The sequence below is a fragment of the Roseiarcus sp. genome, from assembly GCF_052145395.1.
In the GTDB taxonomy this organism is placed as follows: Bacteria; Pseudomonadota; Alphaproteobacteria; order Rhizobiales; family Beijerinckiaceae; genus Roseiarcus.
In genome coordinates this window covers 1-13,106 of sequence record NZ_JBKQOT010000843.1, presented here as the reverse complement: position 1 = coordinate 13,106, position 13,106 = coordinate 1, and the positions used below count along the sequence as shown (strand labels likewise).

General features: G+C 68.6%; 11 protein-coding genes. 4 read left to right on the top strand and 7 right to left on the bottom strand.

Annotated features, from left to right (window positions below; genetic code table 11):
- Nucleotides 1-48: 48 nt before the first annotated feature.
- From ACLP25_RS29390 to ACLP25_RS29380, 3 genes are all read right to left on the bottom strand, one after another.
- Nucleotides 49-669, bottom strand: a complete 621-nt coding sequence (locus ACLP25_RS29390) for an urease subunit gamma (RefSeq protein ID WP_442472630.1) — start codon at nt 667-669, stop codon at nt 49-51.
- 106 nt (nt 670-775) lie between these two features.
- A complete protein-coding gene (locus ACLP25_RS29385) occupies nt 776-1,609 on the bottom strand; it encodes an urease accessory protein UreD (protein WP_442472629.1) in 834 nt (277 codons plus the stop codon).
- Complete coding sequence (locus ACLP25_RS29380; protein ID WP_442472628.1) at nt 1,597-3,168, bottom strand: glycosyltransferase family 39 protein; 1,572 nt, start codon at nt 3,166-3,168, stop codon at nt 1,597-1,599. Before ACLP25_RS29380 ends, ACLP25_RS29385 begins: the two co-directional genes overlap by 13 nt.
- A gap of 214 nt (nt 3,169-3,382) precedes the next feature.
- Between ACLP25_RS29380 and ACLP25_RS29375 the strand changes: the two genes are divergently transcribed.
- The gene (locus tag ACLP25_RS29375) at nt 3,383-4,621 is read left to right on the top strand and encodes a hypothetical protein (RefSeq protein ID WP_442472627.1); all 1,239 of its coding nucleotides are present in this window, start codon (nt 3,383-3,385) and stop codon (nt 4,619-4,621) included.
- A gap of 58 nt (nt 4,622-4,679) precedes the next feature.
- Here ACLP25_RS29375 and ACLP25_RS29370 read toward each other — a convergent pair whose 3' ends face one another.
- Nucleotides 4,680-4,946 carry a hypothetical protein gene (locus ACLP25_RS29370; RefSeq protein WP_442472631.1) on the bottom strand — a complete coding sequence of 89 codons (267 nt, stop codon included), beginning with the start codon at nt 4,944-4,946 and terminating at the stop codon, nt 4,680-4,682.
- A gap of 170 nt (nt 4,947-5,116) precedes the next feature.
- Nucleotides 5,117-6,370, bottom strand: coding sequence for a hydroxysqualene dehydroxylase (locus ACLP25_RS29365; protein WP_442472626.1), 1,254 nt, complete (start codon nt 6,368-6,370; stop codon nt 5,117-5,119).
- A 264-nt stretch (nt 6,371-6,634) separates the two neighbouring features.
- Between ACLP25_RS29365 and ACLP25_RS29360 the strand changes: the two genes are divergently transcribed.
- Nucleotides 6,635-7,513: a BadF/BadG/BcrA/BcrD ATPase family protein gene (locus tag ACLP25_RS29360; RefSeq protein ID WP_442472625.1), complete on the top strand. Its 879-nt coding sequence runs from the start codon at nt 6,635-6,637 to the stop codon at nt 7,511-7,513.
- A gap of 15 nt (nt 7,514-7,528) precedes the next feature.
- Entirely contained in the window at nt 7,529-8,680 is a 1,152-nt protein-coding gene (gene nagA / locus ACLP25_RS29355; protein WP_442472624.1) for an N-acetylglucosamine-6-phosphate deacetylase, read from the top strand.
- Between the two features lie 8 nt (nt 8,681-8,688).
- On the opposite strand, the gene ACLP25_RS29350 is transcribed toward nagA, so the two are convergent.
- Nucleotides 8,689-10,251 carry a phytoene desaturase family protein gene (locus tag ACLP25_RS29350; protein WP_442472623.1) on the bottom strand — a complete coding sequence of 521 codons (1,563 nt, stop codon included), beginning with the start codon at nt 10,249-10,251 and terminating at the stop codon, nt 8,689-8,691.
- A 504-nt stretch (nt 10,252-10,755) separates the two neighbouring features.
- Here ACLP25_RS29350 and ACLP25_RS29345 point away from each other — a divergent pair.
- Nucleotides 10,756-11,817, top strand: a complete 1,062-nt coding sequence (locus tag ACLP25_RS29345) for a CBS domain-containing protein (RefSeq protein ID WP_442472622.1) — start codon at nt 10,756-10,758, stop codon at nt 11,815-11,817.
- Between the two features lie 37 nt (nt 11,818-11,854).
- On the opposite strand, the gene ACLP25_RS29340 is transcribed toward ACLP25_RS29345, so the two are convergent.
- Nucleotides 11,855-12,979 (bottom strand): ABC transporter permease, encoded by a 1,125-nt coding sequence (locus tag ACLP25_RS29340; RefSeq protein WP_442472621.1) that lies wholly within the window; start codon nt 12,977-12,979, stop codon nt 11,855-11,857.
- Between the last annotated feature and the right edge of the window lie 127 nt (nt 12,980-13,106).

Here is a 13,106-nt window from a genome sequence, read left to right as displayed (position 1 = left end):
CGGATGTCCGAGGATTCCCGCTATAATGCAATCGGCCGCTCCTTCCGTTCACACCTTCCCCATCACCTCCTGGCGGAAGCCGTAGACCTCGCGTTTTCCCGCAAGCGCGACAAGGCGGACCGTGCGGCTCTGCCCGGGCTCGAAGCGGACCGCCGTGCCGGCGGGGATGTCGAGCCGGAATCCCTTCGCCTTCGTCCGGTCGAACTTGAGCGCGGGGTTGGCTTCGAAGAAGTGGTAGTGCGAGCCGACCTGGATCGGCCGGTCTCCGGTGTTGGAGACCTCGACCGTCGTCGTCTCGCGGCCCTCGTTCATGACGATCTCGCCGGGCTCGGCGAGCACTTCCCCGGGAGCATGGGTTTCGTCCGCGCCGCGGATCGGGTGGTGCACCGTGACAAGCTTCGTGCCGTCGGGGAACGTCGCCTCAATCTGGACGTCGTGGATCATCGAGGCGACGCCTTCCATCACCTGATCGGCGGTCAGCACATGGGCGCCGGCGTCCATCAGTTCGGCGACCGAGCGGCCGTCGCGGGCGCCCTCGACGACGAAATCGGTAATCAGGGCCACCGCCTCCGGGTGGTTCAGCTTGACGCCCCGTTCGAGCCGACGCCGCGCGACCATGGCGGCCATGGCGATCAACAGTTTGTCCTTTTCCCGAGGCGTCAGAATCATGGGCTCTTTCTCCCTCGCCCGCGTCGTCTCTCAAGACGCGGCGCGGCGCTCCTCCGGACAAAACCAGTCAATGAAGCGCCCAGCCGTCCAGGGGCGCAACACGCGCCTACCGCCAAAGGCGGGGCGGTTTGCGTCCGCTCAGCGCCAGAATGACCGGGATCACAGCTTCGCGCAACCGGCTCGGGGACGCCGAGATCAGACGGACGACGAGGAGTCCGTCGAAGGCGCTGGCGCCGGCCTCGACATCGCCGCTCCGCCCTTCGAGCGCGGCCCGGACGTCCGTCAAGCGGCCCTCGACGTCGGGCGCCGCGGCGACCATGACGGCCACAGCGCGCGAGCCGGCGCCGCAGGCTGGCCGGTCGAGGCTCGCGCCGGCATCGTCGAGCCGGGTCGCATCGGCGAAGACAAGCCGGCCGGCGCGACGGAGGCGCCAGGAATCGCTCAACGTCGCGTCGATCCGCGCCTCGCCCATCGCCAAGCGCCCGAAGACGAGCGTCTCGACCGCAATGAGTTCGGCGTCCGCCGCGATGTCGATGGTCAGCGCCCGGGCGAGGCGCGCCCCGTCGAACAGAATCGTCTCCTGCGGCAGCCAGAAAAGGCGGGCGCCGCCTTCGATCCTGAGCGTCGTTGCGATCCGGGCGGGCGGCCCGTCGCTGCGGTAGACCTTCTCCGCCGCCGTGGTCGTCGCCTCGACCGCCGCGCCCTCCCCGAGCGTCAGCGCGATTCGGTAGGAGTCGCCTCCGGCCACGCCGCCGCCGGTGTTGACGAGCACCGCCTCGCACGGGCTTGTCGAGCGGGGGAAACGCCAGCGCAGGCCGCCGGTTTCGAACAGGTTTTGCGGCTCGGTACGACCCCCTGTCCGGGCGAAGGTCGCGCGCGCCTCGGCGGCGGCCCGCTGGCGCGCGCCGGGGTCGAACCCCTCGCCCGTCACGGCCGGCATTTCCGCTCGAGATCGACCTCGGCGCTCGGGCAGGGCGGGTCGAGCACCGGCGCGTAAGGGGCGGCGACACGGTAAAGTTCGTAGGTTTCGACAGGGCGGCCAGCGCGCCGCCGTTCGACCGTCCCGGCGGGCTCGACCTCTCGGAACCGCATCTTCAGCACAAGGTCGAACCGCCGCCCCGCCTCGGCGATGGCGAGGCCGGGCGCCTGGAAGAGCGACTCGGGCGGCGAGGCTGAGAAAATCCAGCGGATGCGCTGCTCCGGCTGGACGACGGTTATCGACGGGTCGCCGTAGACGTTCATCAGCGAAGCCAGCGCATAGCCCTGGGTCAGCAGATAGGGCGCGCCCTCGGCCTTCGCGCGCGCGTCGACCTCGCGGGCGAGGTCGCGAAACCCTTCGAGCCTCGCGGTCGGGTCCGCCGCGCCCAGGGGCAAAAAGCCCGTCGTCGCCTGGACGAATCCGAGGAGCATGATGACGAGGGCGAGGGGCGGCGCCCACAGCGCGGCCCTGGCGACGACGCGCGGAAAGCCATGGGACTGGAGCGCCCGGGCGACCCAGTCGGCGGCGAGCACGGCGGAAGCCGGAAAAAGGGGCGCCAGCCAGTTGCCCTGCACGCGGTCGTGCAACGCATGAATGAGGAAATAGATCGCGGCGGGCGCGATCGTGCTGACGAGCAGGCGTCGGGCTTCTTCAGCGGAGCCCGGCGCAACTGGCTTTCGCCACGACACGCCCGCGACCGCAGCCGCGAAGGGCGCGAACGCCAGCGGGTTCATCAGCAGGATCTGCGCGACGATGAATTCGACGAGGTCAAAGGGCGCGAAGCCGTTCCCCGCCGTGCGGCCGCCCTGCTTCATGAAGGTCGCCCAGCCGTGCTCGGCGTTCCACGCGACGAAGGGCGAAAAGATCGCCGCCGCCAGCGCGAGCGCCGCCCACGGCGCAGGGGAGCGCAGCCAGCGCTGCAGCGACGGCGTCGTCACGAAGGCGAGTCCCACACCGGCGGCGAAAAAGGCTGCGGTGAACTTCGACAGAAGCATAAGGCCGAGCGCGACGCCCATGGCGATCAGCCAGCGCGCTTTGGCGGTCCGCCAGAGTTCGACCAGGGCGGCCAGGCCGAGCGTCCAGAACACGACGAGCGGCGCGTCAGGGGTCACGAAGACGGCGCCCGCGATGACGAGCGGCGCCGCGATCCAGATCAGAACCGCGAGCGCCGCGGTCTCGGCCGATTGAAAGAGCCGCCTGGCGATGAGCGCGACCAGGGCCGGCAGCGCGCCGACACACGCGAGCGACAGGGCGCGGACGCCGAGTTCCGAGCCGCCGAACACAGCCGTCGAAGCCCGAATGAACAGGGCCACCATCGGCGGATGGTCGAGATAGCCGGGCGCGAGACTGCGAGACCAAAGCGTGTAATAGGCTTCGTCGAAAGTGAGCTCCAGCCGCGAGGCGCCGAACACCTGGAGCGCCAGGAGAAGGAGCGAACCGCCGGCGGCTGCGGCAATAAGCCGCCCCGCTTGAGGGCGTGTCCGGAGCCGCGCTTCGGCGACGATGGAAGCCTCTGTCACGTCGTCGCTGTCTCCTGCGGCCTCTCGGTCACTTGCGCTCCCAGTGGCACAGCGGCGGGCGCAGGGTCAATCGCCATTGGCCGTCGGGCCGCCAAAGCCCGATCCTTCAATTGCTTCTCAGGTGTGGCGCCCTTCACACAGTTGTTCAGGCAGCCCCGTCGTATAACCTTTTAACAGAGGTTTTCGAGGCGGCGTCGCGCAGGGACGGCGGGTTATGGCCCACAGGGCAGAGGAGACACGTTTCGCGCGATCCGGCCGCGACGACGCGGCCGACGCGTCGCGGTTTTTTTCGCGTGTCGGCTATGCCGCGCTGGCGAGCGGCGCGCCGATCGGCGTCGTCGTCGATCCCCTCGCCCTGTTCATCGTCTTCCCGATCGGTGTCGCCATGATCGTGATGGCCGCAGTGCTCCAGGGGAAGCCCGGGCTGGTCGGCCGCGGACTTCGCGCTTTCACGTCCCCGACGTTTTTGGCTCTCATCGCCGGCCTGTGCTGGGCGACCCTGTCGGTCCTGTGGACGCCCTATCCTGTATCGGCGCTGCAGCACGCGTTGAAGCTCACCTTGCTGATCCTGGCGACGCTGCTGGCGGTCGCCGCGCCGCGCGAGAACGCGCGCGCGACCGACCTCTACCTGTTTCCGATCGGCGTCGTCCTCGGCATGATCGCCACGGCCGCCAAGGCCCTTGCCGTCGTCGTCGGCCACATCCCGGACGACGGAGGCGTCGCAGCCGGCGCAATCGCGTTGGCGGTGCTGCTGTTTCCGGCGCTGGGGGGGCTCACCGCCCGCGGGCGCAACGGTTACGCCAGACTGCTTTTGATCCTTGCGCTGGCCTTCGCCTATGTCACGGGCTACCGGCCGCTGACCGTCGCGCTGTTCGCGGGCTATCTGGCGTTGTCGTTCTCGATCTCGGACTTGACCCGCACGGCGCGTGAACTCGCCTGGGGCGCGGCGGCGCTTGTGCTGCTGTCGCCGCTGATCCCCGCCTTCGCCCCGACGATCGCGGCCTGGATTTTCCACGTCAAGCTGGCCACCCTTCCGCAGCCTTACGCGTCGCTGTCGGTCGCGGCCGATATCTTCACCCACGACAAGCTCAGGCTGCTCATGGGGCACGGCTTTGCGACCGTGGCCCGGGGCGTGCGCGACATGATCCTGCCGCTCCACACGCCGCGCGCGCTCGCCTTCACGGTATGGTATGAACTCGGGATCATCGGCGCCGTCATCGCCGCGGTCGGCGTCTGGTTCGGCTTTCACGATATCGTCAAGGCGCCGCCGCGTCTTGCGCCGTTCCTGGCCGCGGGCTTCACCGCAATCGGGGCGCTCGCTTTCACAAACGTCGACTTCGACGACATGACGGTCATGACCCTGATCGCGGTTGCGGTCATTGCGACCGACGTCGCCGCGCGGAGCCAGTATCGCACGACGCGGCCCTCGGCGGCCAGCCTCGCCAATCTCTGAGCGCCGCCGGCGCGCCGCGTTCGGCGTCGCCGCGGCCCGCGACCGCTGCGTTGGCGGTTCAGCGCTTGCGCGTCAGATTGATCGACGGGCGCGTCGTGCGCGGGCGCTTGTACTCCACGACCACGGCGCGCGTGCGTCCTGCGACGAGGCTCGAGCGACCCCGGGTTTTCGCAGCCTGCTTGGCCGCGAGCGCCTGCACTTCCTCCACCGGCACGCCCATCAGCGAGGCCGCGATCTGGGCGCGCTGCGCCGGATCGTCAGCCAGGCTCTCGGCGGCGATCAGAGCTTCTTCAATGGTGGGGGTGTCCCGGCGCACTCGGCGCATCCCCCATTTAGTCTTCCAGGTGGTGGCTCTCACGGGCCCCTCCAAACCATATTTGAGTGTACAGTATACCAGATATGTTGCAGTGCACAATCGATTTTAAAAGTTCTTTTCCCGATTGCCCTCCGCCACGTTGGCGCGACAGATGACAACATGATGACAGGATTGGTTTTTTATTCGCTTTCGATAAGCCACGCCCGCGCCGCCTCTCCCCCCGACCGGACGGCGTTTTCGAGTCCGTCGGGCAGGTCGCGGCCGACGTGCCCTCCCGCCAGGAACAGATTGCGCCAGGTCGTGCGGCAGAACGGTCGGCGGCCGGTCTCCTGCGGCGTCGCCAGTGCGGACGCCCGCCGCGACGGCGCGATCCGCCATGCCGGCAGCGCGTCGGAGAGGCCCGTCAGGGCGGCGACCGCGCGCCAGCACTCCGCGGCAAGCGTTTCCCGCGGGACGTCGAGGCGCGCGCCAGCGTTCTTGAGCGCGACGGAAATCCGGTCGGGATGGGCGAACAGCCAGTCGAACGGCCCGTTGATCGCGCCGAGGACGGCGGGGACGGCGGACGGCGGCGCAGCGGCGAAATGGAGGGTCAGCGCGGCCGATGCGCCTGTCGGCGCCGTGGTTCCTGGCGCGAGCGCCGCCGTTGCCGCCCACGGCGTCGCCAAAATCGCCGCGTCGCGCGGATTGAGATCGATGCGGTCGTGCTCGAATTCGAGGCGCGCGATCCGATCGGACTCGAGGCCGAGGCCGGTCAGCCGTCGCCCGAACCGAAGCGTCGCCCCATCCCGTTCGAGCCCGCGCTGAAGCGGTTCGACGAAAGCCCGCCCGAACCCCCGGCTCGGCCACAGAATCTTCAGGCCGGCGCCGCCGGAATCGACAATTTCGCGCAACACGGCGCCGAGAAGCCGCGCCGAGGCCGTTTCCGGCGGACAGTTGAGCACGGCGAGGGTCAGCGGACGCCACAGCCGCTCCATCGCCGCGCCTTTCGGCGCGAGGCTCGCGACCGTCGTCTCGGGAGCCGCAGAAAGGAGGCGCCGGGCGCTCCAGTAGTCGGAGAAACGCAGATTTGGGCCGCGTCGCCGGGCGTCAAGGAGCCACCAGGGCCATCTTCCGGCGTTCGGCGTGATCCGCCAGCGCTCTCCGGTCGCGAAATCGGCGAAGGCGACGCCCGGGCGCCCCTCTGTCCGCCATTCGCCGCGCGCGCCGGCCGCATCGATCAGCGCCAATGTCGCTCTCCAGCACGACAACACGGGAAAGACGCCGGTGTCGAAGTCGCAGGCGAGGGCTTCATCGGTGAACGAACGCCGCCGTCCGCCCGCATGAGGCTGCGCCTCGTGCAGGACGACGTCGCAGGCGCCGGTCTTGAGCAGCGCGTGCGCCGCTGAAAGACCCGACGCTCCCGCTCCGACCACATGGACCACCGGGCGCTTCATGCCGCTCGGCTCGCTTTTCCTGAGAGCCGCGCCCAGGCGCGGCGACGAATCAATAGGCGAAACTAGGCCGCCGCCGAGTCGAGGGAAAGTCCGCGACATCGCCTGAGGCTGCCCCTCGCTCGCGCGGGGGCCAGGCGACGAACGGACTGGCCATCGCCGACAAAATGTCGGATGGAGATTTTCGTCATACGGATCAAGCATCAAAGAGAAACCACCGATGCTGGCTTCGGTCTTTTTCGCAGAAGACGGGCGCGGAGGAGGCTCGTGACGGAGCCGCCGCTCTGGTTCGTCGGCGTCGACGGCGGCGCAACGCGGTGCCGCGCGCGCGTCCGCGAAGCGCATGGCCGCGCGGCCGCCGAGGCGATCGGCGCGGCCGCCAATGTCCACGTCGATTTCGCGACGGCGGTCGCAGTCATGCGCGCGGTGGTCGGCGACGCGCTGGACAAGGCTGGCGTCACGCCCGCCGGCCATAGTCGAGTCGCGGTCGGCTTCGGCCTTGCCGGCGTCAGCGACGCCGCAGACGTCGAGCGCGTCGTCGCGGCCTTTCCCGGCTTTGCGCGGGTCTCAGCCGCCAACGATGCGGTTACGGCTTGCATCGGCGCGCATGCGGGGGCGGACGGTGGGCTGGTGATCGCGGGGACCGGTTCCGCGGCGATCGCCCGCGTCGAGGGCCGCGAGACGATCGTCGGGGGGCGCGGTTTTACCCTTGGAGACGACGGCTCGGGCGCGCATGTCGGGCTCGACGCCTTGCGCGCAGCAACGCGAGCCTCTGATGGCCTCGCGGCGGAAAGCGCGCTCACCAGGGACATCCTCGCCGAATTCGACAACGACGTCGTCGCGCTGATCCGCTGGGCCCGGTCGGCGAGGCCGGGCGACTTCGGCGCCTACGCTCCGCGGGTGTTCGCAGGCGCGGCCGAAGGCGACGCGGTCGCGCTTACGATCGTCGATTCGGCGGCGCGGGCGATCGGCGCGCTGGCGCGCCGCGCCTTGGCGCTCGGCGCCGAGCGCGTCGCACTGGTCGGGGGCGTCGGAGAGGCGTTGCGGCCCTATCTGGACCCCGACCTTGCCGCTCTGCTGACGCGTGCCGTGCATGACGCCACAGATGGGGCCATCTTGATGGCGGGCGGCCGCGTGGAGAATTGAGAAGGAAGCCCAGAAATGAAGGTGTTCTTCGGCGCCCGCCTGTTCGACGGCGAAAGGTTTTTCGACGATCATGCGCTTGTCGTCGAAGACGACTCCATTCGCCGCCTCGTCGACGTCGAGGAGCGACCGCGCGGTGGAGAGCAGGTCGACTGCGGCGGCGGGATTCTCGCGCCGGGCCTGATCGACTGGCAGATCAACGGCGGCGGCGGCGTCCTGTTCAACGCCGAACCGACCGTCGAGGGAATCGCGCGCATCGCCCGCGCACATCGGCGCGAGGGCGTCACCGGCTTTTTGCCGACCGTCGTCACCGACGCGCCGGAAGTGCTTGCGGCGGCTCTCGCCGCGGCGCGCGAGGCTCAGGCCCGCGTGCCGGGCGCGCTCGGGATCCATGTCGAGGGCCCGTTCATCGACCCGCGCCGCAAGGGCGTGCACCCGCCGCAGTGGATCCGCCCGATGCGCGACGAGGACGCCGCGGCGCTCACCGAACCGCGCGCAGGCGCGATGGTCGTCACCCTCGCGCCTGCGTCCGTTGCGCTCGCGCTCGTCCGGCGACTCGCGGAGTGCGGAATCATCGTCAGCCTCGGCCACTCGGACGCTACGGCCGAAGAGGCTGAGGCCATATTCGACGCGGGCGCGCGGGCGGCGACCCATCTCTTCAACGCCATGAGCCCGCTGAACTCTCGGGCGCCTGGAGTCGTCGGCGCTGTCCTTTCCGATCCGCGCGTCGTCTGTGGCCTGATCGCGGACGGCGAGCATGTCCATCCCGCCGCCTGCCGGGCGGCCATCGCCGCCAAGGGGGCGGCCGGAATCGCGCTGATCTCAGACGCCATGCCGCCGGCCGCGGGCGGCCCCGACACGTTCACGCTGCAGGGTCGCACCATGAAGCGGGTCGGGCAAAAGCTCGTCGACGAGAATGGCACGCTCGCCGGCGCGGCGATCACGCTGGTCGACGCCGTGCGATACGCCGCAACGACGCTCGGCCTGCCGCTCGCCTCAGCGCTCACGATGGCGACCCTGACGCCGGCGCGGCTCCTCGGCGTCGACAGCCGCATCGGCCGCCTCGCGCCGGGTTTTGAGGCGAACCTCGTGCATTTCACCGACGCGCTCGATGTCGCCGGCGTGTGGATGAACGGGCGCGCGGTCGGCGAAGACGGGGAGCCCGGCTGACCCTTGGGTCAGTGGGCGCGCTCGTGCATCGCCACGCGCGCCGCGTCCTCGCCAGATTTCATCGCGCCGGCGAAGCCGCCCGACTGGCCGAACGACGAGGCAAGATAGACGCTGGGCAGCGGCGTCCGCGGCGAGCGCGGAATGCCTGCCCAGATGCCGCGCTCGAATGGCAGCGGCGCGAAGCCGTAGACCGCGCCGCCGGGCGTGTTCATGAAGTTCGCCATCGACCGCGCGTTGAGGAACATGCGTTCGACCACCGCCGCGCTAAATCCCGGATAGTCTCGATCGAGCGCGGCCTGGAACGCGTCGAGCCAGCGTTCGCGCCGGTCCTTCTCCTCCTGCGGCGAAAGCGCCGACCAGTTGTCGAAGCGATCGACGCCGACGACCGTCACCAGCGTCGGGCCGCCGTCCGAGAGCCCGCTGTCGATCGCGCCGTAATTGGCGATCCCGTAGGAGGGCATGCGGTTTCCGGGGTCTGCGGAGAAGAGGCGCGCGCTGTCGGCGAGGTCGCTCTGCTTCGTCGCCCATTCCGGCAGAAACCAGAGGCTGTAGCGGTCGAAGCCGAGCTCCGCGGGCGGGCGGCTCAGCCCGAAATGAGCCGAGAACAGCGAGATCGACAGCGGCTTTGCGCCGTAGGCCTCTTCGAACTTCGCCCGCTCGGCGTCGGGGAGCATCCGCGCAAGCGCCTGCGGCGCGCAATTGGCGAACACCTGCTTTGCAGCAACGCTTTGCTCGTCGCCCTTCGTCTTCGAATCGACATGACGCACGGCCGCCGGATGGCCCGAGGCGTCGAGGTCGACTCCGCTCGCGTCGCGGCCGAGCAGGACCGAGCCGCCGGCTTTCATCACGACCTTGGCGAGTTTCATCGACAGCACGCGCGAGCCGCCCTTGATGAACACGCCGCCCGACTTGAAGTATCCGGCCTGGGCCACCGCGAAGAACGGCCACGCCAGGCGCCGGGCGTCGTCGGCGTAATAGCCAATCGTCGCGCCGACCGCGCATTTGGCGCTCTCTTCATCGCCGAAAAACCGCTCCAGCATGTCGGCAGTCGAGGCCCGCCAGTCGCGCGCGAGCGGCCTCAGCGCCATCCCCGCGCGCACGAGCTTGCCGAGCGACCGCTCATCGCCCGCCTCCCGGAGGCGCGTCACGACGTCGTGGACCTGCTCCAATGCGCCGAAAAACCGAGCCGAACCTTCGCGGCTCTTCGGGAACCGCTGGCTCAGCGCGTGGTGCGCGGCGTCGAATCCGACCGGCATGTCGAAGATCTCGCCGACCGGACCGCCCTTCACCGAATAGAAGGGCCGCACCGGAATCCATTCCATTTCGTCGAGAATGCCGAGCTCCGTCAGGATCTTGTGCTTGATGTCGGTCGGGTCGCGTGGATCGGCCGTCTGGTGCAGCGCCGGCTCGATGGTCAGCGCGCCCTTCTTGAAGGCGGAGGCCGCTCCGCCGACGCTGTGGTTGCGCTCGATGACGCAGACCTTGCGCCCGCTCTTGGCGAGCAGGGCTGCTGCGGTGAGGCCGCCGAGGCCGGAGCCGATGACGACCGCGTCAAAGGAATTTTCGCTCATCCTCCACCCCTCTCGGGTCCTGGTATCCACGGGCCCGATTGGCTGAATTTTGCAACAGTCTACCGAAAGTCCGGCGACGGCGTTTGATCGTCGTCAAACGCGCGCGGCGGAAGGGCTGCTGCTTGGACCGCCACTAACTTGTGGGGCGGGACAGGGGAGAGGGATCGCGCGGACAATTCAAAGCAGGCGATACCGCATAGTGCTGGCGAAAAGGGTAGGGGTCCAAAATCAAACTCGGAGCCCTTCTTGGGTCGCTCGCGCGGTTGCGCGCTCCGTTTGCCGTGGGCTCCGAAAAAATTCCAATCCTCATGAAATACGCTGCGGAGATTCTGATCTTTGAAAGGCGACGCGTCGGTTCATGCGATTGACTTGGATCAATGCAAATGCTGTGCAGTCGCGGATTTCTATGGGATGCGCGGTTTCGAAAGCAAAAGTGCGGCGAGACCGCGTTCATCCGTCGCCGTCCGCAAGTCGTAGATTCGTTGAAGCCAAGGGAAAACCGAAATGACGCGCGCACAATCCCAGGGCGCCCCGCGCCTGCTTGCCGTCGACTTGATGAACGCTCCAGCCGTTGTCGCCGAGGAGACAATGGCCATCCGCGAGGTGGCGCGTCTCATGCTCTCGGAGGGGGTCGGCGCGGTTCCCATCCTCGCCGCTTCGGGCGAGGCGATCGGCATCGCGAGCGACGGCGATTTGCTGGGCCGCCGGCTGGACGACGGCCGCCGTGCCTGGTGGCTGAGCATGCTCGCGGAGGGGTCGGGCGCCGATGAGACGTTCGCTAAGCATGGGGGCCGGCCCGTGCGCGAGGTCATGTCCGCGCCGCTCATCAGCATCGGTCCCCACGCGACCGCGCAGGAGATCGCCGAGGCGCTTCTGGCCCATCGCGTCAAGCGACTTCCGGTGACTGAGGACGGACGCGTGCTCGGCATTGTCAGCCGCGCGAACCTCATCGTGGTCGTCGAAGGCATCCCGCGCCTGCATCTCGAGGAGGAGCGTGGCGCGGGCCTCCTGAGCTTCTTCGAATCCCTGATCGGCGGCGCGTCTCTGCGCGGCGGGGTCGAACGGCCGCCAGTCGCGCCCGCAAACGCGACGCTGGCGCGCGCCGCGCCGGCGCGCGCTGCGCCAGCCGAGCAGCAGCCGAAAATTTCCGCCGAGGCCCTTCGCGCCAGCGTGCGCTCGTTCAAGGCCGAAAACTTCGACCACAAGGAGCACGAGCGGAAACAAGCCGAACTCGACCGGCGCCGACAGGTCAAGGCCTTGATTAACCAGCACCTCAACGAACAGCTCTGGCCGGAGATGATTGCGCACGCCGAGGTCGCCGCGCACGCCGGCGAGACGGAGCTCTTGCTGCTGCGCTTTCCCTCGGACCTCTGCAGCGACGGCGGCCGCAAGATCGACGTCGCCGAGGAGGGCTGGGAAGAGACGCTGCGCGGCGAAGCAGCCGAAATTGACGACCTCTGGCGCAAAGAGATGAAGCCGCAGGGTTTTGGGCTCAGCGCGCGCATCGTCTCCTACGACGACGGCATCATCGGCGACATCGGTCTCTATCTGACCTGGGGCGAGTAGGCCCCGCCGCCACTCAGCAGCCGCGTCGGCATTCGCCTCAATCCAGCGTCTCGCGATAGACGAGCGTGGCGAAGGCGATCGTCACGACGGCGAACAGGGCCATCGGCCACAGCTCCGGGACGATCTCGGGCCAGCCGACGCCCTTGAGCAGCATGCCGCGCACGATCCGCATCGCGTGGGTGGTGGGGAAGACGTTGCCGAGCCACTGCGCCCAGAGCGGCATGCCGCGAAACGGGAACATGAAGCCCGACAGCATGAAGGACGGCATCAGGGTGAACTGGGCGAGCTGGACCGCCTGCATCTGATTGGCCGAGATGGTCGAAAAGGTGACGCCGAGCGCCAGGTTGCTGGCGATGAAGACGCCGAGGGCGCCGAGCAGCAGCGGCACCGAGCCGCGGATCGGGAGGCCGAAGAAGATCGACGCCGCCACCAGGATCAGGATCACCTGGATGTAGCCGATCACGACATAGGGCGCGATCTTGGCGATCATCACCTCGATCGGCCTCACCGGCATGGCGAGCAGGTTCTCCATCGTGCCGCGCTCGCGCTCCTTGGTGATCGCCATGGTGGTGACGAACAGGGTCGAGAACATCAGAACGATGCAGACAAGGCCCGGCACGACGTTCAGGACGGTGAGCTGCTCCGGGTTGTAGCGGGCGTGGACGACGAACTGGAACGGCGGCGTCTGCGGCTGGATCTGGCGGATCGGCGGCAGGTCGCGGTTCAGCGACGCGACTGCCTGCCCGAGCGCCGCGACCGCGTTGCCGATCGCAGTCGGGTCGGTCGCGTCGGCGTCGATCAAGACGCCCGGAGACTCGCCGCGATCGACGGCGCGGTCGAAGTCCGGCGGCATCTGGATGACGAATATCAGCTCGCCGCGCGCGAGACCCGCCTCGGCCTCCGCCTCGCTGCGAAGGACGCGGATGTCGTAGTAGCCGGAATTTGTCAGCGCCGCGGCGATGGTGCGCGTGTATTTGGAATCCTCGATCGACAAGAGCCCGGCCGGAAGGTGCTTCGGGTCGGAATTGATCGCGTAGCCAAACAGAAAGAGCTGCATGATCGGGATCATGATGATGATGCGCAGCGTCATCGTGTCGCGGAGAATCTGGATCGATTCCTTGCGCAGGAGCGCGATCAGGCGGGCAAAGGAGAAGGCGTTCAAGGCTTAGCTCGACTTTGCCCATTTTTGCGCGGCTGTTTCAGACGGCGGCCCAAAAGATCGAGGCTTGCGCGACGAGGCGCACGGCCTGTTCGGCAGGTAACGCCGTGCGTCCAAAGGGTCCGAACGG

Coding starts and splice junctions, on each gene's coding strand:
- ACLP25_RS29390 (WP_442472630.1), bottom strand. CDS start 669: ATGATTCTGACGCCTCGGGAAAAGGACAAACTGTTGATCGCCATGGCC.
- ACLP25_RS29385 (WP_442472629.1), bottom strand. CDS start 1,609: ATGCCGGCCGTGACGGGCGAGGGGTTCGACCCCGGCGCGCGCCAGCGG.
- ACLP25_RS29375 (WP_442472627.1), top strand. CDS start 3,383: ATGGCCCACAGGGCAGAGGAGACACGTTTCGCGCGATCCGGCCGCGAC.
- ACLP25_RS29370 (WP_442472631.1), bottom strand. CDS start 4,946: ATGCGCCGAGTGCGCCGGGACACCCCCACCATTGAAGAAGCTCTGATC.
- ACLP25_RS29365 (WP_442472626.1), bottom strand. CDS start 6,370: ATGAAGCGCCCGGTGGTCCATGTGGTCGGAGCGGGAGCGTCGGGTCTT.
- nagA (WP_442472624.1), top strand. CDS start 7,529: ATGAAGGTGTTCTTCGGCGCCCGCCTGTTCGACGGCGAAAGGTTTTTC.
- ACLP25_RS29350 (WP_442472623.1), bottom strand. CDS start 10,251: ATGAGCGAAAATTCCTTTGACGCGGTCGTCATCGGCTCCGGCCTCGGC.
- ACLP25_RS29345 (WP_442472622.1), top strand. CDS start 10,756: ATGACGCGCGCACAATCCCAGGGCGCCCCGCGCCTGCTTGCCGTCGAC.